20 protein-coding genes are annotated in these 17,721 nt (G+C 60.4%); 14 read left to right on the top strand and 6 right to left on the bottom strand.

The window, feature by feature from the left end; genetic code table 11:
• The first annotated feature begins 144 nt into the window (after window positions 1-144).
• The 9 genes from ftsB to rpoS all read left to right on the top strand — a co-directional run bounded on the left by ftsB (window position 145) and on the right by rpoS (window position 7,357).
• Window positions 145-423 (top strand): cell division protein FtsB, encoded by a 279-nt coding sequence (ftsB, locus tag N645_RS0105485; RefSeq protein ID WP_024460509.1) that lies wholly within the window; start codon window positions 145-147, stop codon window positions 421-423.
• Window positions 424-452: 29 nt separating this feature from the next.
• Window positions 453-1,178 carry a 2-C-methyl-D-erythritol 4-phosphate cytidylyltransferase gene (gene ispD, locus N645_RS0105480; RefSeq protein WP_024460508.1) on the top strand — a complete coding sequence of 242 codons (726 nt, stop codon included), beginning with the start codon at window positions 453-455 and terminating at the stop codon, window positions 1,176-1,178.
• Window positions 1,178-1,657 carry a 2-C-methyl-D-erythritol 2,4-cyclodiphosphate synthase gene (ispF, locus tag N645_RS0105475; RefSeq protein WP_024460507.1) on the top strand — a complete coding sequence of 160 codons (480 nt, stop codon included), beginning with the start codon at window positions 1,178-1,180 and terminating at the stop codon, window positions 1,655-1,657. The genes ispD and ispF overlap by 1 nt, the downstream gene beginning before the upstream one ends.
• Window positions 1,658-1,670: 13 nt before the next feature.
• Complete coding sequence (locus tag N645_RS0105470; protein ID WP_024460506.1) at window positions 1,671-2,636, top strand: YheT family hydrolase; 966 nt, start codon at window positions 1,671-1,673, stop codon at window positions 2,634-2,636.
• Window positions 2,633-3,634 carry a tRNA pseudouridine(13) synthase TruD gene (gene truD / locus N645_RS0105465; protein ID WP_024460505.1) on the top strand — a complete coding sequence of 334 codons (1,002 nt, stop codon included), beginning with the start codon at window positions 2,633-2,635 and terminating at the stop codon, window positions 3,632-3,634. Before N645_RS0105470 ends, truD begins: the two co-directional genes overlap by 4 nt.
• Window positions 3,635-3,718: 84 nt before the next feature.
• Entirely contained in the window at window positions 3,719-4,363 is a 645-nt protein-coding gene (locus tag N645_RS0105460; protein ID WP_036159888.1) for a protein-L-isoaspartate(D-aspartate) O-methyltransferase, read from the top strand.
• Between the two features lie 41 nt (window positions 4,364-4,404).
• Window positions 4,405-5,334, top strand: a complete 930-nt coding sequence (locus tag N645_RS0105455) for a DUF368 domain-containing protein (protein WP_238559204.1) — start codon at window positions 4,405-4,407, stop codon at window positions 5,332-5,334.
• A 261-nt stretch (window positions 5,335-5,595) separates the two neighbouring features.
• On the top strand, window positions 5,596-6,243 hold the full coding sequence (locus tag N645_RS0105450) for a peptidoglycan DD-metalloendopeptidase family protein (protein ID WP_238559203.1): 648 nt from the start codon (window positions 5,596-5,598) through the stop codon (window positions 6,241-6,243).
• Window positions 6,244-6,349: 106 nt separating this feature from the next.
• Window positions 6,350-7,357 carry an RNA polymerase sigma factor RpoS gene (gene rpoS / locus N645_RS0105445; protein WP_024460501.1) on the top strand — a complete coding sequence of 336 codons (1,008 nt, stop codon included), beginning with the start codon at window positions 6,350-6,352 and terminating at the stop codon, window positions 7,355-7,357.
• 85 nt (window positions 7,358-7,442) lie between these two features.
• Here rpoS and fdxA read toward each other — a convergent pair whose 3' ends face one another.
• Window positions 7,443-7,766, bottom strand: a complete 324-nt coding sequence (gene fdxA, locus N645_RS16635) for a ferredoxin FdxA (protein WP_036159885.1) — start codon at window positions 7,764-7,766, stop codon at window positions 7,443-7,445.
• A 54-nt stretch (window positions 7,767-7,820) separates the two neighbouring features.
• A complete protein-coding gene (mutS, locus tag N645_RS0105435) occupies window positions 7,821-10,436 on the bottom strand; it encodes a DNA mismatch repair protein MutS (RefSeq protein WP_024460499.1) in 2,616 nt (871 codons plus the stop codon).
• Window positions 10,437-10,539: 103 nt separating this feature from the next.
• Here mutS and N645_RS0105430 point away from each other — a divergent pair, with 103 nt between their 5' ends.
• The 4 genes from N645_RS0105430 to N645_RS0105415 all read left to right on the top strand — a co-directional run bounded on the left by N645_RS0105430 (window position 10,540) and on the right by N645_RS0105415 (window position 13,420).
• Entirely contained in the window at window positions 10,540-11,073 is a 534-nt protein-coding gene (locus tag N645_RS0105430) for a CinA family protein (RefSeq protein WP_081665885.1), read from the top strand.
• A gap of 104 nt (window positions 11,074-11,177) precedes the next feature.
• Entirely contained in the window at window positions 11,178-12,209 is a 1,032-nt protein-coding gene (recA, locus tag N645_RS0105425) for a recombinase RecA (RefSeq protein WP_024460497.1), read from the top strand.
• A gap of 146 nt (window positions 12,210-12,355) precedes the next feature.
• The gene (locus N645_RS0105420) at window positions 12,356-12,922 is read left to right on the top strand and encodes a DUF4136 domain-containing protein (RefSeq protein WP_024460496.1); all 567 of its coding nucleotides are present in this window, start codon (window positions 12,356-12,358) and stop codon (window positions 12,920-12,922) included.
• Window positions 12,923-12,928: 6 nt separating this feature from the next.
• On the top strand, window positions 12,929-13,420 hold the full coding sequence (locus tag N645_RS0105415; RefSeq protein ID WP_081665884.1) for a regulatory protein RecX: 492 nt from the start codon (window positions 12,929-12,931) through the stop codon (window positions 13,418-13,420).
• Here the strand turns inward: N645_RS0105415 and N645_RS0105410 are convergent.
• Together N645_RS0105410 and N645_RS0105405 are read right to left on the bottom strand one after the other, a co-directional pair.
• A complete protein-coding gene (locus N645_RS0105410) occupies window positions 13,392-14,000 on the bottom strand; it encodes a lytic transglycosylase domain-containing protein (RefSeq protein ID WP_024460494.1) in 609 nt (202 codons plus the stop codon). The two genes, N645_RS0105415 and N645_RS0105410, sit on opposite strands and share 29 nt — an antisense overlap.
• A gap of 5 nt (window positions 14,001-14,005) precedes the next feature.
• On the bottom strand, window positions 14,006-15,733 hold the full coding sequence (locus N645_RS0105405; protein ID WP_024460493.1) for a proline--tRNA ligase: 1,728 nt from the start codon (window positions 15,731-15,733) through the stop codon (window positions 14,006-14,008).
• Window positions 15,734-15,864: 131 nt separating this feature from the next.
• Here N645_RS0105405 and N645_RS0105400 point away from each other — a divergent pair, with 131 nt between their 5' ends.
• Window positions 15,865-16,347: an HIT domain-containing protein gene (locus N645_RS0105400; RefSeq protein WP_024460492.1), complete on the top strand. Its 483-nt coding sequence runs from the start codon at window positions 15,865-15,867 to the stop codon at window positions 16,345-16,347.
• Between the two features lie 42 nt (window positions 16,348-16,389).
• Here the strand turns inward: N645_RS0105400 and N645_RS0105395 are convergent, their stop codons facing one another.
• Together N645_RS0105395 and N645_RS0105390 are read right to left on the bottom strand one after the other, a co-directional pair.
• Window positions 16,390-16,797 (bottom strand): HU family DNA-binding protein, encoded by a 408-nt coding sequence (locus N645_RS0105395; protein WP_024460491.1) that lies wholly within the window; start codon window positions 16,795-16,797, stop codon window positions 16,390-16,392.
• Between the two features lie 150 nt (window positions 16,798-16,947).
• Window positions 16,948-17,448, bottom strand: coding sequence for a hypothetical protein (locus tag N645_RS0105390; RefSeq protein ID WP_024460490.1), 501 nt, complete (start codon window positions 17,446-17,448; stop codon window positions 16,948-16,950).
• Window positions 17,449-17,721 lie beyond the last annotated feature (273 nt).

Raw genomic sequence — 17,721 nt, 5'->3', positions numbered from 1 at the left:
GGATAAGGCCAAAGGCCGCATCCGCCGTAACCCAAACGATCCGCCGTAACCGCAGCGATGTAGGGTGGATAAGCGCAAAGCGCGTCATCCACCGCTTACCCGAGAGCATCTACCCCACGATCCACTAACCAGGAGCTGGTAACAATGAAAATTCTGTTGGCCATCCTGATAGTGCTACTCACCGCCCTGCAATACCGCTTGTGGATTGCAGAAGGAAGTTGGGCGGACGTGACGCGACTGGACCGCGACATTCGGGCGCAGGAGCTGGCCAACGAGCGGCTCAAAGCGCGCAACCGTCGGCTGGCCGTGGAAGTGGATGAACTCAAGGAAGGGCTGGACAGCATCGAAGAGCGGGCCCGAGAAGATCTGGGCATGATCCGCGACGGCGAAACTTTCTTCATGGTCGTCGACCCCCAAGAATAAACCGACCTCAAACGTCTTCGGAAACGTATATGGGCAATCACCGCCGTTCCGATGCCTCGAATCCTTGCTGGGCCATTGTTCCCGCAGCGGGTATCGGCACCCGCATGCGTTCAGATCTGCCCAAGCAGTATCTGCGGCTGCGAGGCAAAACCCTTCTGGAACATACGCTGGAACGTCTACTGGCCATTCCCGACCTGGCCGGAGTGGTGTTGGCGCTGAGCCCGACCGACCCTTACTGGGAGCAGTTGCCGCTGGCCGGCAATGCCCGGATCGCGGTTGTGGACGGAGGCAGCGAACGCAGCCGTTCTGTGCTCAACGCCCTGAACTACCTGACCCTGCAAGCCGAGGCGGAGGACTGGATTCTGGTGCACGACGCCGCCCGTCCCTGCATCACGCCAAGTGCCATAGCCAGCCTGCGGCGACACACCGCCAATCATCCGGTCGGTGGCATTCTCGGCGTTCCGGTGGGGGATACCCTCAAACGTGTCGGTCCCCTCAACGTGATTCTCGATACCTGCGACCGGCGAGGACTCTGGCAGGCGCAGACGCCACAGCTGTTCCGCTACCAGTTGCTGCACCAGTGTCTGGCCCGGGCCCTGGGGCAAGGTGAGGTGGTGACCGATGAGGCATCGGCGATGGAGCTGGCAGGCTATCAGCCGCTGATGGTTGAAGGGCGCACCGACAATATCAAAGTGACCCGGCCGGAGGATCTGGCTCTGGCCGAGGCGATTTTACAGAGACAGGAGCAACACTGATGCGAGTGGGACAGGGCTTCGATGTGCATGCCTTCGGGCCGGGCGATAAAGTAGTGATCGGTGGTGTGGCCATTGCGCACGACCGGGGGCTGGTCGCCCACTCGGACGGCGACGTGCTGCTGCATGCACTATGCGATGGGCTATTGGGCGCTGCCGCCCTGGGAGACATCGGTCGGCATTTTCCGGACACCGATCCGGGCTTCAAAAACGCCGATAGTCGGGCGCTGTTGCGCATGGTTTACGCCAAGGTCCGGGCGCAGGGGTGGCGGTTGGTCAATGCGGATATGACGGTGATTGCCCAGGCTCCGAAAATGGCCCGTCACGTCCCCGCCATGATTGAGCGGATCGCGGATGATCTAAGCTGCACCACGGGACAGCTCAACATCAAGGCCACCACCACCGAGCGGCTGGGTTTTACCGGCCGGGAAGAGGGCATCGCCGCTCAGGCGGTGGTGCTGCTCGAGCCGCAACAACCCTGAGGACGCTTTCCGTATGCCGGTAAATGACGCGGATTACCGGGCACCAACATGGCTGCCCGGCGGACATCTCCAGACACTGGTGCCCCGCTATATTCGTCGTCTGACACTGACCGGCGAGCCGGTGGATATCGACCTGCCCGATGGCGACCAGTTGCACGCCGAGTTGTATCGCAGCCCTGAACCGGATGCTCCGCTGCTGATTCTCTCCCACGGCCTGGAAGGCAGTGCCCGCAGTGGTTACATCCTCGGGACGACCCGGGCGGCGCTGGCCAGGGGCTGGTCGGTACTCGCCTGGAATCTGCGCAGTTGCGGTGACCAACTCAATCGTACGCCGCGCATCTACCACTCCGGCTGTAGTGATGACCTGGACGCGGTGATCAGTTGGGCCACCGGTGCGGGCTTTCCTCGCCTGCATCTGGGAGGCTTCTCGCTCGGGGGCAATGTCACCCTGAAGTGGCTGGGTGAGCAGGGCGAGGCGGCACGCGAGCGCGGTGTGGAGGCGGCGGCTACGGCCTCGGTGCCGCTGGACCTGCTCGCGTGCGTGTTGACTCTGGAGCGTCCGGGCAACTGGTTGTACCACAAACACTTTGTCCGCTCGATGAAGCGCCGGCTCAAAGCCAAGGCCGCCCAGTTTCCCGGGCATTTCGATCTGCAGCGACTCAAGCAGATGAAAACCCTCTGGGCCCTGGATGAACACTACACGGCCCCCCTCAATGGCTTTCGCGATGCGGCCGACTACTACGCCCGCTGCAGCAGCCGATTTTTTCTGCGGGATATCTGCGTTCCCACCCTGCTGGTTACCGCGCGCAACGACCCCTTCTTCAACGATCGCTGTTTCCCGACCGAGGAAGCCGAGGCCCATGACCATCTGATTTTTGAAGCGCCCCGCACTGGTGGCCACGTCGGATTCTGGCAGGGCCCGGGTGACTGGTGGCTTGAACGACGATTTTTGCAACACTTTGGCCGGGAGAAGCCATGACCCCCGAGTTTGACATCCGAATGCCCACCGCCTGGGGCGGCCCCCGCGTGTCCGCCGGATTTCGGGTGACACCGGAAGATTTTCAGGTGGACGAAATCCTCGGGTTTGAGCCTGAGGGCGAGGGCGAACACTGGCTGGTTCAGGTTCGCAAACGCGGTGACAATACCGCCTGGGTGGCCGGGCAACTGGCGCGCTGTGCCGGTGTCACCAGTCGGGATGTGGGTTACTGTGGCCTGAAGGATCGCCACGCGGTGACCACACAGTGGTTCAGTATCTATCAACCCAAAGCCGTGGAGCCCGACTGGACCGCATTGGAACAGACCGGCCCCACCGTGCTCAGCTGCTCCCGTCACTCGCGCAAGCTGCGCCGGGGCCAGCACCAGGCCAACCACTTTGTCATCCGACTGCGGAACGTGCAGGCCCTGGAGGAGGGCGCCCTGGAGCGGCTTGAGCAGACGCTGGCCCGGGTGGCGGAGCAGGGTGCACCCAACTACTTTGGTGGGCAGCGCTTTGGCCGTGACGCGGGCAATTTGCAACAGGCGCAGCGCTGGTTGGTGGACGGTGAGCGTATCAAGAACCGCCAGCAGCGGGGCATGGTGATGTCCGCTGCCCGCTCCTGGCTTTTCAATCAGGTGCTGGCGGAACGTGTGCGTGAGGGTACCTGGCTTGAGCGCCTTACGGGCGAACCGCAGGATGAACCTTCCGGCCCACTCTGGGGCCGCGGTCGGCTGATGAGTGATGCCCAGACCGCTCAATTGGAGTCCCGGGTGTTGGCACCCTGGAAAGCCTGGTGCGACGGCCTGGAGCATGTTGGCCTGAACCAGGAGCGACGCGCCCTGGCACTAAACCCACAGGGTCTGGCGTGGCACTGGGAGGAGGGCGACCTGGTGATGTCTTTTGCCCTGCCGCCGGGGACCTTTGCCACCGCACTGCTGGCGGAGCTGGCCCAGCTCGATACCACCCAGATGGAAGCAGCTCGGGGCGCCACTGTGCTATAGTGATCGCTTTTCATCAGAACAATATTGACGGCTAGAATTCCGGGGAAATACGCAGTGACGAGTCTTAATTTGGAAGGTGTGGGAATGACCTCCCAGCGCACGCGGGAGCGTCTGGTGCAAAGGCTGGCCGACAAGGGCGTCACCAATCTGCAGGTGCTGGACACCCTGCGCAACACGCCCCGGCACTGGTTTCTGGATGAAGCATTGTCCCACCGCGCCTACGAGGACACCGCGCTGCCCATCGGTTATGGCCAGACGCTCTCCCAACCCTATATCGTCGCTCGAATGACGGAAATTCTGCTCGGTGCCGCCGGTAAACGACTGCACAAGGTGCTGGAAGTGGGCACCGGCTCAGGCTACCAGACCAGCATCCTGGCGCAGTTGGTGGACGAAGTGTACAGCGTCGAGCGGATCAAGCCTCTGCAGGATAAGGCCCGTGAGCGCCTGCGGGAATTGGGATTGCGCAACGTTCACCTCAAGCACGCCGATGGCGGTTTCGGCTGGCCGGAGGCGGGGCCGTTTGACGGTATCCTGAGCACCGCCGCCCCGCGCTTTGTGCCCCAGGGGTTGCTGGATCAATTGGCGCCAAACGGCGTGCTGGTGATTCCGGTGGGTGATCAGACCCAATCCCTCAACCTGATCATTCGCGATGGTGACAGCGAGAACTTTGTGACCCAGGTGCTCGAGCCGGTCAAATTCGTTCCGCTGCTCTCCGGCACCAGCCGCTGACGTTTCATGTCTGATTTTGTTGCCCCATGACAAGGACTCCCATGACCCTGCAAGCCCGACTGATTCTGTGCCTGAAAGGGATGGCGATGGGGGCGGCTGATGTGGTTCCCGGTGTCTCCGGCGGGACCATTGCCTTCATATCCGGTATCTACGAAGAACTGATCGACTCACTGCGGCGTTGGACGCCTGCGGCGCTGGGTATCTGGCGGCGGCAGGGTACGGCCGCCTTTTGGCGCCACGTCAACGGCGGCTTTCTGCTGACAGTCTTCGGCGGTGTACTGCTCAGCATCTTTTCCCTGGCCAATCTGGTGCACTACCTGCTGGAATTTCATCCCCTGTTGGTCTGGGGGTTCTTTTTCGGGCTGGTGGTGGCGTCGGTCGTCTATATCGGCCGACAGTTGCCGCTTCGCTCTCCGGTCATATGGTTGGGCCTGGGCATTGGCACTCTGGTGGCGCTGGCAATCTCGGTAGGCAAGCCGGTCCAACTGCCCGCCGAGTGGTGGATGGTGTACCTGGCCGGCTGCATTGCCATATGCGCCATGATCCTTCCCGGTGTTTCCGGCAGCTTCCTGTTGCTGTTGATGGGGATGTACCCGGTGTTTATCCAGGCGGTGGTGGATCTGAACTGGTGGATACTGGCGTGCTTTCTCGCGGGCTGTGTGACCGGCCTGTTGTTATTTTCCCACTTTCTGGGCGGGCTGTTGCGGCATTATCATGACCGGACATTGGCGGTGCTGACCGGTTTTCTGGTGGGCTCGTTGAATATCATCTGGCCCTGGAAGCATACCCTGGAGACCTATACCGACCGTCACGGTGAGCAGGTGCCACTGGTTCAGGAAAACCTGGTGCCGTGGCACTATGAGAATATTGTCGGGTCTGACCCACAGACAGCAATGGTTCTGGTTCTCATGGCGTTGGGACTGTTGCTGGTGCTCGCCCTGGAATTTTGGGCGAAGCGGTCGACTCATTAATAATTCACAGTGGCAACCCGTATTTTAGAGTATTTTCTAATAAGGGCCCGGCGTTAATTGCGAATCCAAATAAACGGGGCCTTCGCATCAGCCCTTAACGTGAGTGTGTTTATGCAGGACTGGTCAACCCACCGCTGGAGAAAATACAGCCGACTGATTTATATATTGATCAGTTTGGTGGTTCTGGGAGGTTGCGCTTCCCAGCGGGCGGATGTGGTGGAGCGGGGCCAGCCGCCGGGTCGGGAGATTCAGAAGCACTGGGTGAGCGCCGGAGAAACGCTCTATTCCATTGCCTGGCGCTACGATGTGGATCACCGGAAACTGGCTCAGCACAACGGTATCAGCCCACCTTTCACCATTTACCCCGGCCAGACACTGCGCCTCGATGTGCATAATATGGCCGCGCCTTCCAGGCCCTCTCCACGGGCGACGCCCCCCAAAGTCGCCAGTAAGCCGACCCCTAAAGCGCCTGCTGCCCGTCAAGAAAATAAAACATCTCGCCCAAAGGCGTCCGCCGCCCCGGCCCTGGTTGCGGGCAACCCCGATTGGCGGTGGCCCGTGAAGGGGCGGGTGATTGCCGCCTTCGGCGCTTCTACGGGGCTCAATCAGGGTATTGATATCAGCGGTAAATTGGGAGACTCTGTACGAGCAGCTGCTGCCGGGCAAGTGGTTTATGCGGGCAGCGGGCTGCGTGGGTATGGCAATCTCGTGATCATCAAACACAATGACACGTACCTCAGCGCTTATGCCCACAACCGTCGCCTGAAGGTAGCCGAAGGTGACGCGGTAAAAGCAGGAGAGGTGATTGCCGAAATGGGTTCCAGTGGCACCGATAGTGTGCGCCTGCACTTTGAAATTCGGCGTGATGGGAAACCCGTTGACCCAATTGGGTATTTACCCAAACGTTAACGCAAAACGTTAACAATAGTGTCGCAGTATAACGATAACTTGGGTTGAGGCTGTTGGATGCCATAGGGGCGGCACCAGGAGCCTTATGTAGAGCGAGGGGTGATCTATGGCACTGCAAGAACGGGATACAAAAGCGGATCGTGAGTCAGCCGCGGCGGTTCACGAAATTGATTTTAACGATGATGTTGTGGTTGCAGAGGAACCGACCACCGCAGCACCCACCTCCGCCCGACGAGGGCGCGCCACCGCTGATCGGCACTCCGACGATCACTTCTCCAAAAGTCTCGATGCGACACAACTTTACCTGAACGAAATCGGCTTCTCACCCTTGCTGACCGCCGAGGAAGAGGTCTATTTTGCCCGCCGCGCACTGCGTGGAGATGAGGCGTCCCGGAAGCGGATGATCGAAAGCAATCTGCGTCTGGTGGTGAAAATTTCACGCCGCTACGTCAATCGGGGTCTGGCCCTGTTGGATCTGATTGAAGAGGGCAACCTGGGGCTGATTCGCGCGGTAGAGAAATTTGACCCGGAGCGGGGTTTTCGCTTCTCCACCTACGCGACCTGGTGGATCCGTCAGACCATCGAGCGGGCGATCATGAATCAGACCCGCACCATCCGACTGCCCATCCATGTGGTGAAAGAGCTCAATATCTACCTGCGGGCGGCTCGGGAGTTGACTCAGAAGCTGGACCACGAACCCTCCTCGGATGAAATCGCCACGCTGTTGCACAAGCCGGTGGCCGATGTGGAACGTATGTTGGGGCTGAATGAGCGGGTCACGTCGGTGGACAGCCCGGTGGGCAATGCCTCCGATCGGACCGTGGTGGACACCATCCCGGACATCAACAACTCCGACCCGGCTTTTCTGATGCAGGATGGCGATCTAAATGACAGTCTGGATCGTTGGCTGGATGATCTGAGTGAGAAGCAGCGTGAAGTCCTGGCCCGGCGTTTCGGGTTGCGTGGCCATGAGGTGTGCACCCTGGAAGAGGTGGGCCATGAAATCGGATTGACCCGAGAAAGGGTGCGTCAGATTCAGGTGGAAGCCCTGAAGCGGTTGCGGGAAATCATCGAAAAGCAGGGGCTCAATAGCGAGGCACTGTTCAGCGTTTGATGCGGTACCTCTGTCTGAGGCACAAAAAAGCCGGGCTTTGATGGCCCGGCTTTTTTGTGGGTGCAGAGTTGTCGGTGCAGACGGCTCAGCGTTCGAGGTACTGCAGTTTCCCTTCTACACCATCCCACTCTTCGGCGTCCGCCGGAGCGTCTTTCTTCTCGGTAATATTGGGCCAGACTTCCGCCAGTTCGGCGTTCAGCTCCAGGAACACTTCCTGCCCTTCGGGCAGTTCATCTTCCGAGAAGATGGCATCCACCGGACACTCGGGCTCACACAGAGCGCAGTCAATGCACTCGTCCGGGTGAATCACCAGGAAATTGGGGCCTTCATAAAAGCAGTCAACGGGGCAGACTTCAACGCAGTCTGTGTGTTTGCATTTAATGCAGTTTTCCCCAACAACAAATGTCATAGCGGACTCCAGCTAACACGGTTCGGATTTTGGGCGCTTATTCTAGCAGTATTCTTAGCTTTTGCCAGTCATAAGCGCCTTTAGGGCATAAAGTTGCTCCAGCGCCTCACGGGGGCTCAGATCATCCGGCTGAACCTCGCCCAGCGCTTCCACCACCGGGTGAGGCGCGCTGTCGAACAAGCCGCCCTGAACGGGTGTGTCGGCCGCCGGTGCCGGTTCAGGTTTGAGCGGCTGGGGCGTGAACATCGGGCTGCCGCGCTGGGCGTCGCCCTCCAGTTCCGCCAGTTGGGTCTTGGCCTGGGCCAGCACGCCATCGGGTATGCCCGCGAGTTTGGCCACCTGCAGGCCGTAGCTCTTGCTCGCGGGCCCCTCCTGCACCTTGTGCAGAAAGACAATGCTGTCGTGGTGCTCGGTGGCATCCAGGTGGACATTGACGATGCCCGGTAGCTCGTCGGGCAGCCGGGTCAGTTCAAAGTAGTGGGTGGCGAACAGGGTGTACGCCTTGACGTTTTCCGCCAGATGGCGGGCGCAGGCCCAGGCCAGGGCCAGACCGTCAAAGGTACTGGTGCCCCGGCCGATCTCGTCCATCAGCACCAGGCTGCGCGGCGTGGCGTTATGCAGAATGTTGGCGGTCTCGGTCATTTCCACCATAAAAGTGGAGCGCCCACCGGCCAGGTCATCGGAGGAGCCGATCCGGGTAAAGATCCGGTCCAGCATGCCCACTCTCGCTTCCGCTGCGGGCACAAAGCTGCCGATATGGGCCAGCACGGCGATCAGCGCCGCCTGGCGCATGTAGGTGGATTTACCGCCCATGTTCGGACCAGTGACCACCAGCATGTGGCGCTGATCGCCAAAGCACAGATCGTTGGGCACAAAGGGTGCGTCGCTGACGTGCTCGACCACCGGATGTCGCCCGCCCTGAATGTCGATACCGGGGTCGGCGTTCAGGATGGGGCGGCTCCAGCCAAGGCTGTCGGCGCGTTCGGCCAGATTGGTCAGCAGGTCCAGCTCCGCCACGGCGGCGGCGGACTGCTGCAGGGGGATCAGGTCGTCGTTGAGAATGTCGATCAGCTGATCGTAGAGCAGCTTTTCCCGGGCCAGGGCGCGACTTTTGGCGGACAGCGCCTTGTCCTCGAATTCTTTCAGCTCCGGGGTGATAAAACGCTCGGCGTTTTTCAGGGTCTGGCGGCGGATATAGTCCGCCGGGGCCTGTTCGGCCTGGGCGCGGCTGAGCTCGATAAAGTAGCCGTGCACCCGGTTGTAGCCCACCTTCAGCGTGCTGATGCCGGTGCGCTCTCGCTCCCGGGTCTCCAGGTCCACCAGGTACTGGCCGGCGTTATTGCTGATATTGCGCAGCTCGTCCAGTTCCTCATCGTAGCCTTCGGCGATCACGCCGCCATCGCGGATGACCACCGGCGGGTTTTCAATCAGGGCGCGTCCCAGCAGATCAACGGCCTTGGGGAATTCTCCCAGCTGTTGTGCCAGCTCGGACAGGTGTGGCGCGCCGAGTTTGGCCAGCTCGCTGCGCAGCTCCGGGTAGCAGGCCAGGGAGGCGTGCAGCCGGGCGAGATCCCGCGGGCGGGCCGAACGCAGGGCCAGGCGACCGAGTATCCGCTCCATATCGCCGATGCGTTTGAGAATCCGGTGAATCACCTCGAAGGTGTACTGGTGTTGCAGCTCCGCCACTGCGTCCTGACGGGATTGCAGAATCGGCAGGTCGCGCAGCGGGCGGTTCAGCCAGCGGCGCAGCAGGCGGGAGCCCATGGCGGTGGCGCAGCGGTTCAGGACGCTGTACAGGGTGTTTTCTTCGGTGCCCCCGAGGTTGATATCCAGTTCCAGGTTGCGCCGGGTGGCGGCATCCATGATCACCGCCTGCTCCCGGTTTTCGTGGCTCAGGCCGCGCACGTGGGGCAGGGCGGCGCGCTGGGTTTCCCGGGCGTAGTTGAGCAGACAGCCGGCGGCGGCGATGGCGGCGTCCAGATGGTCGCAACCAAAGCCTGCCAGATCCTGGGTGCCGAACTGCTGGGTCAGCAGGCGTCGGGCGCTGTCCAGCTCGAACTCCCAGGGGCCCCGGCGGCGCACGCCCTTGCGGTTCTCCAGCAGTTCGGGCGTGGTCAGGTCATCGCTGACCAGCAACTCGGCCGGGCGCAGTCGCTGCAGCTCACCGAGGGCCGCGTCCAGCCCCTCGACCTCCAGCACGTAAAAACGGCCGCTGGCGATATCCAGAGACGCCAGTCCATAGGTGTCGCCCTGCTGGTGCAGGGCCACCAGCAGGTTGTCCCGACCGGAGTCCAGAAGGGCTTCGTCGCTGACGGTGCCCGGCGTGACGATGCGCACCACTTTGCGCTCCACGGGCCCCTTGGACGTCGCCGGATCGCCGATCTGCTCGCAGATGGCCACTGACACCCCGGCCCGGACCAGCTTGGCCAGGTAGCCGTCGGCGGCGTGAAACGGAATGCCTGCCATGGGAATGGGCTCACCATTGGACTTGCCACGGGCCGTGAGGGTTACGTCCAGCAGCTCGGCGGCCCGCTTGGCGTCGTCGTAGAACAATTCGTAGAAGTCGCCCATGCGATAGAACACCAGCTCCTGTGGGTGCTCTGCCTTGATCCGCAGGTACTGCTGCATCATCGGCGTGTGCTGGCTTGGGGCGTCGGATGTTTTGCTCATAAAACGGCGTTGCCTGGGTGTTATCGGGTGATTGGAAGCTGCGCTATTCTACGGAATTCATCCGGGGCTTGCACTCGTCTCGCGCCTGGCATACCTTGAGCCCATGACCGAACCCCTGACCACTTCCGCTGCCGAACAGCAGGCCCTCGCGACCCGCCTGGGACAGGCGCTGACGGCAAACCACTGGACCGTGGCTGCGGCGGAATCCTGCACCGGTGGTGGTATTGCCGCCGCGATCACCGACATTCCCGGCAGTTCGGGCTGGTTTGGCTATGGTCTGGTGACGTATTCCAACGACGCCAAGGTCCGCCTGTTGGGCGTTCCCGAGCAGATGCTGATACAGAACGGTGCAGTCAGTGAACCGGTGGTGCGCGCCATGGCGGAGGGGGCGGCGCGAGTCTCTGGCGCGGACCTGGCCATTGCGGTGAGCGGCGTGGCCGGACCAGACGGCGGCTCTGAGGAAAAACCGGTGGGTACCGTCTGGTTGGGGTGGGCGTATCGGCGCGGCGAGGCGCTGCTCAGCGATGCTCATCTGCATCGGTTTGAAGGCGATCGGACCGCCGTGCGAGGGCAGACCGTGACCGCCGCGTTGCAGCAGTTGTTGACTCTGACGTCCAGGAACAAAACTACTGTATAAATATCGAGTTACTGTTTGCGCATACAGGTTTTTCGTGTATGCTGTCGGCAGTTGTATTGAAACCATTTCAAGTTCTAATTTCACAGCATTGATCGAGGTGTCGGATGGACGCGAATAAAGAGAAAGCGCTACAGGCCGCCTTAGGCCAGATTGAACGTCAATTTGGTAAAGGCACGGTCATGCGCATGGGCGATCGTGAGCGGGTGGCGATTCCCGCCATTTCCACGGGCTCTCTGGGGCTGGATGCCGCCCTCGGTATTGGTGGCTTGCCCAAGGGGCGGGTGGTTGAGATTTACGGGCCGGAATCGTCCGGTAAAACCACCCTGACGCTGCAGGTGATCGCCGAAGCCCAGCGCCAGGGCGGTACCTGTGCCTTTATTGACGCCGAGCACGCGCTGGACCCGATTTACGCCGAAAAACTGGGCGTAAATGTGGATGACCTGATCATCTCCCAGCCGGATACCGGTGAGCAGGCCCTGGAGGTCAGCGACATGCTGGTGCGCTCCGGTGCGGTTGACGTGCTGGTGGTGGACTCGGTGGCGGCGCTGACGCCCCGGGCAGAAATCGAAGGCGAGATGGGTGATCAGCACGTGGGCCTGCAGGCCCGTCTGATGTCCCAGGCGCTGCGTAAAATTACCGGCAACATCAAGAACGCCAACTGCCTGGTAATTTTCATTAACCAGATCCGCATGAAGATCGGTGTGATGTTCGGCAGCCCGGAAACCACCACCGGTGGTAATGCGCTCAAGTTCTACTCCTCGGTTCGCCTGGATATCCGCCGCATTGGTTCGGTGAAAGAGGGCGATGAGGTCATCGGGAACGAGACCCGAGTGAAGGTGGTGAAAAACAAGGTGGCACCGCCGTTCAAACAGACCGAGTTCCAGATTCTGTACGGCACGGGCATCAACCGCTTCGGTGAGGTCATTGATTACGGCGTCAAGCTTGGCATCGTGGACAAGGCGGGTGCCTGGTACAGCTACAATGGCGACAAGATTGGCCAGGGCAAAAACAACGTGGTGAAGTTCCTTCATGAGAATCCCACCATTGCCCAGGAAATGGAGAAGCGGGTACGCGGCGAACTGCTGAACATCCCGGTAAAGGCCGAAGAGAAGGAAGAAGAGGAAAGCGAGGCCTGAGCCTCGCCGTCCTGTCAAACTACAAGAGACCCGGGTTGAACCCGGGTCTCTTGTCTGTGGTCCAACTGACGTGATACTCATGAAATCCCTTGGGCGGAGCCTGTGGCGCCGCCAAGGCAACGCCAAGTAATAAGAGGAAAGCGGCTGTGCGACTGATTCGTTTGGGTGTTGGACTATTGTTGGTGCTGGGCCTTCTGGCTGGCTGTACCAGTACGCCCTCGGTGGTGACCGATTACGATCCTGAATTTTCGTTTGGAGAGCTCAAGCGTTTTCGGGTTGAACTGGCCGAGCAGGAAGACGGTAACAGCCTGCTGATCTCCCCGTTCACCCTGAGTCATCTGCAGCGGGTGATTGAAAGCCATTTGGCCTCGCGCTATGAGTCTGCGGGCGAAGATGGGGAGGCGGATTTCGTGGTCCGCTACCACATCGTGGTGGAAGACCGGCTGGATGTACGCAGTTACGATCAGCGCTATGGCTTTGGGTACTACGGTTATGGCCCCTGGTACCGTTACCCCTATTCCCACGGTCCCAGTCCACGGGTCTACCGCCAGGGAACTCTGATCATCGACATCGCTCGCGCTGAGGACAACAAACCGCTGTGGCGGGGTGTCGCCGAGCAGCGTCTGTATGATGGTCTGACGCCTCAGGAACAGCGTCAACGGCTCTCTGCCGCAGTGACCGAGGTACTGTCGAATTTCCCACCGGTACGTTGAGTCGTTATGACAGCGCGGGATGAGTCGAGCGAGCCCACGATGGGCGAAGTGCGACTGGCGGCCATGAACCTGTTGGCTCGTCGCGAGCATGCTCGTGACGAGCTTCGGACCAAATTACTCAAGCGCTTTGGTTCGGAGGGTGAACGGGTTAAGACGGTGGATCAGGCGCTGGCCCGGTTGGAAGAGCAGGGGCTTCAGAGCGATGAGCGCTTCACCGAGGCATTTGTCACCGCTCGGGAGCGGCAGGGCAAGGGGCCTCTGCGTATTGCCCAGGAATTGCGGCAAAAAGGCGTTTTAGACTCTCTGGTCAGCCTTTATCTCGATGAAGGGGATGAGCGCTGGTGGGATCTGGCCAATGAAGTGCGCCGAAAGCGCTTCGGTGATGCGCCGGTGGAAACCCCCAAAGAGAAAGCCCGTCAGGCCCGATTCCTTCAATACCGTGGGTTTTCCCACGAGCAGGCGCGAGAGGCTATCGCCAACGCTCCCAGGCATCCATGACTTTGGCGGCATAGCGATAACTGCCATAGCTGCCGTTATAGCGTGCCAGGGCTTCCGCCAGGCGCCCCTCTGATCGTTCCAGGTAATGTTTGAGGATGGTGCAGCCGTAGCGCAGGTTGGTGTCCAGGTCGATCAGGTTGTCTTCCGGTCGGCCAATCTCGTTCTTCCAGAACGGCATGACCTGCATGATTCCCTGAGCGCCCACCGGTGACACCGCATAGTGATTGAAGTGGCTTTCCACCTCAATGACGGCCAATACCAGCTCGGGTTGCAGATCGGTCTGGCGGGCCGCGCTGTGGATTTTGCGCAGCAAGCGCAGGCGTCGGTCCGGATCGCGCACATAGCGCTCCAGGCGTCCCGACATCAGCATCAGCCAGGCCTCGGCATCAAAGCGATCCTCGAAACTGTCCGCGGCGCGAATGTTATCGAGCAGCTTCTGCCGAAGCTGGTCATCCACTTCGATGGCCGGTTCGGCGTAGGCCAGGGTGTTCGATTGCGCCCAGGCGAAGCTGGTGGCGCTCGCCATCCACAGTGCCACCAGAACACTGAACGCGGTTTTCTTCACGCCCGGCCCACGCATCGAGGTCAGTCCGCCAGGCGCTCGCGGATAAACTCGACCACCTGTTCCAGTGGAACGTCCTGAGCCTGTTCGTCCCGGCGTCCCTTGTACTCCAGGGTGCCTTTTTCCAGGCCGCGGTCGCCCACCACCAGACGGTGTGGAATACCCATCAGGTCGGTATTGGCGAGCATGACACCGAGGCGCGCTTTGTCTTCGTCCATGTACAGGACTTCAACGCCCAGATCGGTGAGCTGCTGGTACAGCGTCTCACACTGTTCGGCCACCGCCGGGGATTTGTGCGGGTTGATCGGCACCAGTGCGAGCTGGAAGGGCGCAATACTCTGGGGCCAGATGATGCCATTCTGATCATGATTCTGCTCAATGGCCGCCGCGACCACACGGGATACCCCGATACCGTAGCAACCCATGATCATGGGTTTTTCTTTGCCGTTCTCATCCAGCACGCGCGCATTCATCGCCTCGCTGTACTTGGTGCCCAGCTGGAAGATGTGGCCGACCTCAATGCCGCGCTTGATCTCCAATTGGCCCTTGCCGTCGGGGCTCGGGTCTCCGGCCACCACGTTGCGCAGATCCACCACATCGTTCAGGGGTACATCGCGCTCCCAGTTGACGCCGGTCAGGTGGTAGCCGTTCCGGTTGGCCCCGCAGACGAAGTCCGCCAGCTGGGCGGCCGCCCGGTCCACCAATACGCGAATGGTCAGGCCCACCGGACCGAGGGAGCCGACTCCCGCGCCCAGCTCTGCTTCAATGCGCTCCTCCGGGGCAAAGGTCAGCGGTGCGGCAATGCCCTCGATTTTTTCGGCCTTGATGTCATTGAGCTCATGATCGCCGCGCAGCACCAGAGCCACCAGGGGCGCGGAGCCCTCTTCCGGGGCTTCGCCCAGTACGATCAGGGTCTTGACGGTCTGCGCCGGCGCGACTTTCAGAAAACCTGCGACCTGTTCGATGGTGTGCTGATCCGCAGTGGCAACCTCGGTCATGGCTTCGCTGGCACTGGGGCGTGCGTCGCTCGGCGCCAGGGCTTCGGCCTTTTCGATGTTGGCGGCATAGTCGCTGCCGTTACTGAACGCGATGTCATCTTCACCGCTGTCGGCCAGTACGTGAAATTCGTGCGAGAAAGCGCCGCCGATGGAGCCGGTATCGGCCAACACGGGGCGATAGGCCAGGCCAATGCGGTCAAAAATGGCGCAGTAGGTGCGGTGCATGACCTCGTAGGTTTCCTGCAGGGATTCCTGACTCAAGTGGAACGAGTAAGCATCCTTCATGGTGAACTCACGGGCCCGCATGACCCCGAACCGGGGGCGGATTTCGTCGCGGAATTTGGTCTGAATCTGATAGAAATTGGCCGGCAGCTGTTTGTAGCTGTTGATCTCACCGCGAATCAGGTCGGTAATGACCTCTTCGTGGGTGGGGCCGAGGCAGAAGTCCCGCTGGTGGCGGTCATTGATGCGCAACAGCTCGGGGCCGTATTGTTGCCAGCGTCCGGACTCTTCCCACAGCTCGGCGGGCTGAACCACCGGCATCAGAACTTCCTGGGCACCGGAGCGGTCCATTTCCTCGCGGATGATGCGCTCGACCTTGCGCAGTACACGCAGCCCGAGGGGCATCCAGGTATACAGCCCCGAGGCCAGTTTGCGGATCATGCCCGCGCGCAGCATCAATTGGTGGCTGATGACCTCGGCGTCGGAGGGCGTTTCTTTCAGTGTGGCGATTAAAAAACGACTGGCTCGCATAGATTGGCTTCTTAGTGGCTATACTGGTAAACAGAGAAAACGCTTATTCTACGGTGCTTACCGGCTCGGGTACAGACTCCCGATGCGCACTGAGTACCGAACCACCCAAAGAAGTCGATGAGGAGAGGGTCATGTTTCAACTGCATTCACGCCTGGCCGAGGATACCGTGCCGGTAGGGCGCTTCCCGCTGTCTCTGCTGCTGCTCAGCAAAGATGCCAACTATCCCTGGTGCCTGCTGGTGCCACTGCGGGAGGATGTGTTTGAAATTCATCACTTGGGTGAGCGGGATCAGCAGCAGCTGATGCGCGAATCCTGTCGTCTGGCCGAGGTGATGACCAGCGTGTTTGATGCCGACAAGATGAACGTGGCGGCGCTCGGCAATGTGGTCCCCCAGTTACATGTACACCACATTGCCCGCTTTGAGACGGACCCTGCCTGGCCGCAGCCGATTTGGGGCGTCAAGCCCGCGGCAGGCTATTCTGAGGCGCAATTGCAGGACCGACTGGATCACCTGAGATCCGCCCTGGTCGGGGACGACTTTGAGGTGTTGGAGTCACTGGAGAATCTGGAGGTCAGTCTGGTCGATACAACGGGGCCGGGCGACTGGTATTGAGAACAGGGCCCCGAGAGGGGCCCTGTTGAGCAGGTATGGCGCTTACAGAGCCATTTCCTTGAGCTTCTTCAAAGGACGTACCTTGACGGCGATGGAGGCCGGTTTCGCTTTGAACACGGTCTCTTCGCCAGTGAAGGGGTTGATGCCCTTGCGCGCCTTGGTGGCGGGCTTCTTCACGGTGGTGATCTTCAGCAGGCCGGGCAGTACGAACTCGCCCACGGCACGCTTCTTGACGTGACCTTCAATGATGTCAGACAGCTCGTCCAGTACCGACTGGACCTGCTTCTTGCTCAGCTCGGTATTTTCCGCGATCTGATTCAGAATCTGGGTTTTGTTGTAACGCTCGGAGATTGCCTTTACTTTCTTGGCGGCCGGCTGCTTGGCAGCAGCTTTCTTGGCGGGAGCTTTCTTTGCGGGTGCCTTTTTGGCAGCAGTTTTGCGAGCAGCCATAATATGATCCTTGTTGATGGTCAAGTGTTTATTGAGTCAGACCGATAAAAAAGCCTGATTATATAGCGTATTAACCGCATCGGGTGCGGCTGGCACTATATATAAAGGATAAAACGACGATCAGCAACCCAAAAAACCGCTTTTTTACCGCTACAGCGCCAATTGTCTCAGGCGCGGATCCTCTTCAGCGGTTTCCCAGGCCCGATCGAAAATCTCCCTCAGCGTTTTCACTCGCGCACCCGCCTGCCGATCGTAAAAGCCGTGATAGTTATCCGGATCATTCTGGTAGACCAGGCGCTCCCGGTCGCCCAGCGCAAATGCGATGGCCTGGGTTTCAATGTCGTTGGTCAGTCGGCGCAGGGTCACCTTGCTGGGTAGCCTCTGGGCCAGGCGAACCAGGCTGTGCCCGTATTCAACCAGCGCCCGGGTATCCCGGACCAGCAGCTGTACCTGCGCCTGGCGATGTCGACGGGCAATCTCGGAGAGCGCTTCGGCCAGTTCCGGCAGGTCGTAAACCTCTCTGGCCAGGTCGGGTGAGTAGAGTGAGAAATTGCGGCGTGTCTCGCTCGCGCAGTGGAGTAGCGCCTGGCGAAAGGCGTCTGGTCCATCAATCAACTCAGATTGCTCAGAGGTATCCGGCGGGAGGCTCATGACGTTCGGCTCCAGTTCGTACTCGACTTTTCAGAGTGCTCAACCGCCATGATAAAGCAAGCGTGGCCAAAGAAGGAGGCGGGTTAGTCTTATATCATATAGAAAAATGGTTGCGCTAATGAAAATATGGAGTTATAAAGGCAGTGCGCTACCTGTGACACCCACAGCAGCGTCCGGCTATGACGCAGGTCAATCACAGGGGCAGGGAGGCGTGCTGGCGCAACAACAATAAACAATGCAGATCCATTATCGGGTAAGCGGAGAATAAGCGAT

The sequence above is a fragment of the Marinimicrobium sp. LS-A18 genome (assembly GCF_000463525.1).
In the GTDB taxonomy this organism is placed as follows: Bacteria; Pseudomonadota; Gammaproteobacteria; order Pseudomonadales; family Cellvibrionaceae; genus Marinimicrobium; species Marinimicrobium koreense.
Note: the sequence above shows the minus strand (reverse complement) of the source record. Positions and strands in the feature narration are given on the sequence as shown.

What these genes read in the sequence shown, in the direction of transcription:
- ftsB (WP_024460509.1), top strand. Translation starts at nt 145, where the DNA reads ATGAAAATTCTGTTGGCCATCCTGATAGTGCTACTCACCGCCCTGCAA.
- ispD (WP_024460508.1), top strand. Translation starts at nt 453, where the DNA reads ATGGGCAATCACCGCCGTTCCGATGCCTCGAATCCTTGCTGGGCCATT.
- ispF (WP_024460507.1), top strand. Translation starts at nt 1,178, where the DNA reads ATGCGAGTGGGACAGGGCTTCGATGTGCATGCCTTCGGGCCGGGCGAT.
- N645_RS0105470 (WP_024460506.1), top strand. Translation starts at nt 1,671, where the DNA reads ATGCCGGTAAATGACGCGGATTACCGGGCACCAACATGGCTGCCCGGC.
- truD (WP_024460505.1), top strand. Translation starts at nt 2,633, where the DNA reads ATGACCCCCGAGTTTGACATCCGAATGCCCACCGCCTGGGGCGGCCCC.
- N645_RS0105460 (WP_036159888.1), top strand. Translation starts at nt 3,719, where the DNA reads ATGACCTCCCAGCGCACGCGGGAGCGTCTGGTGCAAAGGCTGGCCGAC.
- N645_RS0105455 (WP_238559204.1), top strand. Translation starts at nt 4,405, where the DNA reads ATGACCCTGCAAGCCCGACTGATTCTGTGCCTGAAAGGGATGGCGATG.
- rpoS (WP_024460501.1), top strand. Translation starts at nt 6,350, where the DNA reads ATGGCACTGCAAGAACGGGATACAAAAGCGGATCGTGAGTCAGCCGCG.
- fdxA (WP_036159885.1), bottom strand. Translation starts at nt 7,766, where the DNA reads ATGACATTTGTTGTTGGGGAAAACTGCATTAAATGCAAACACACAGAC.
- mutS (WP_024460499.1), bottom strand. Translation starts at nt 10,436, where the DNA reads ATGAGCAAAACATCCGACGCCCCAAGCCAGCACACGCCGATGATGCAG.
- N645_RS0105430 (WP_081665885.1), top strand. Translation starts at nt 10,540, where the DNA reads ATGACCGAACCCCTGACCACTTCCGCTGCCGAACAGCAGGCCCTCGCG.
- recA (WP_024460497.1), top strand. Translation starts at nt 11,178, where the DNA reads ATGGACGCGAATAAAGAGAAAGCGCTACAGGCCGCCTTAGGCCAGATT.
- N645_RS0105415 (WP_081665884.1), top strand. Translation starts at nt 12,929, where the DNA reads ATGACAGCGCGGGATGAGTCGAGCGAGCCCACGATGGGCGAAGTGCGA.
- N645_RS0105410 (WP_024460494.1), bottom strand. Translation starts at nt 14,000, where the DNA reads ATGCGTGGGCCGGGCGTGAAGAAAACCGCGTTCAGTGTTCTGGTGGCA.
- N645_RS0105405 (WP_024460493.1), bottom strand. Translation starts at nt 15,733, where the DNA reads ATGCGAGCCAGTCGTTTTTTAATCGCCACACTGAAAGAAACGCCCTCC.
- N645_RS0105400 (WP_024460492.1), top strand. Translation starts at nt 15,865, where the DNA reads ATGTTTCAACTGCATTCACGCCTGGCCGAGGATACCGTGCCGGTAGGG.
- N645_RS0105395 (WP_024460491.1), bottom strand. Translation starts at nt 16,797, where the DNA reads ATGGCTGCTCGCAAAACTGCTGCCAAAAAGGCACCCGCAAAGAAAGCT.
- N645_RS0105390 (WP_024460490.1), bottom strand. Translation starts at nt 17,448, where the DNA reads ATGAGCCTCCCGCCGGATACCTCTGAGCAATCTGAGTTGATTGATGGA.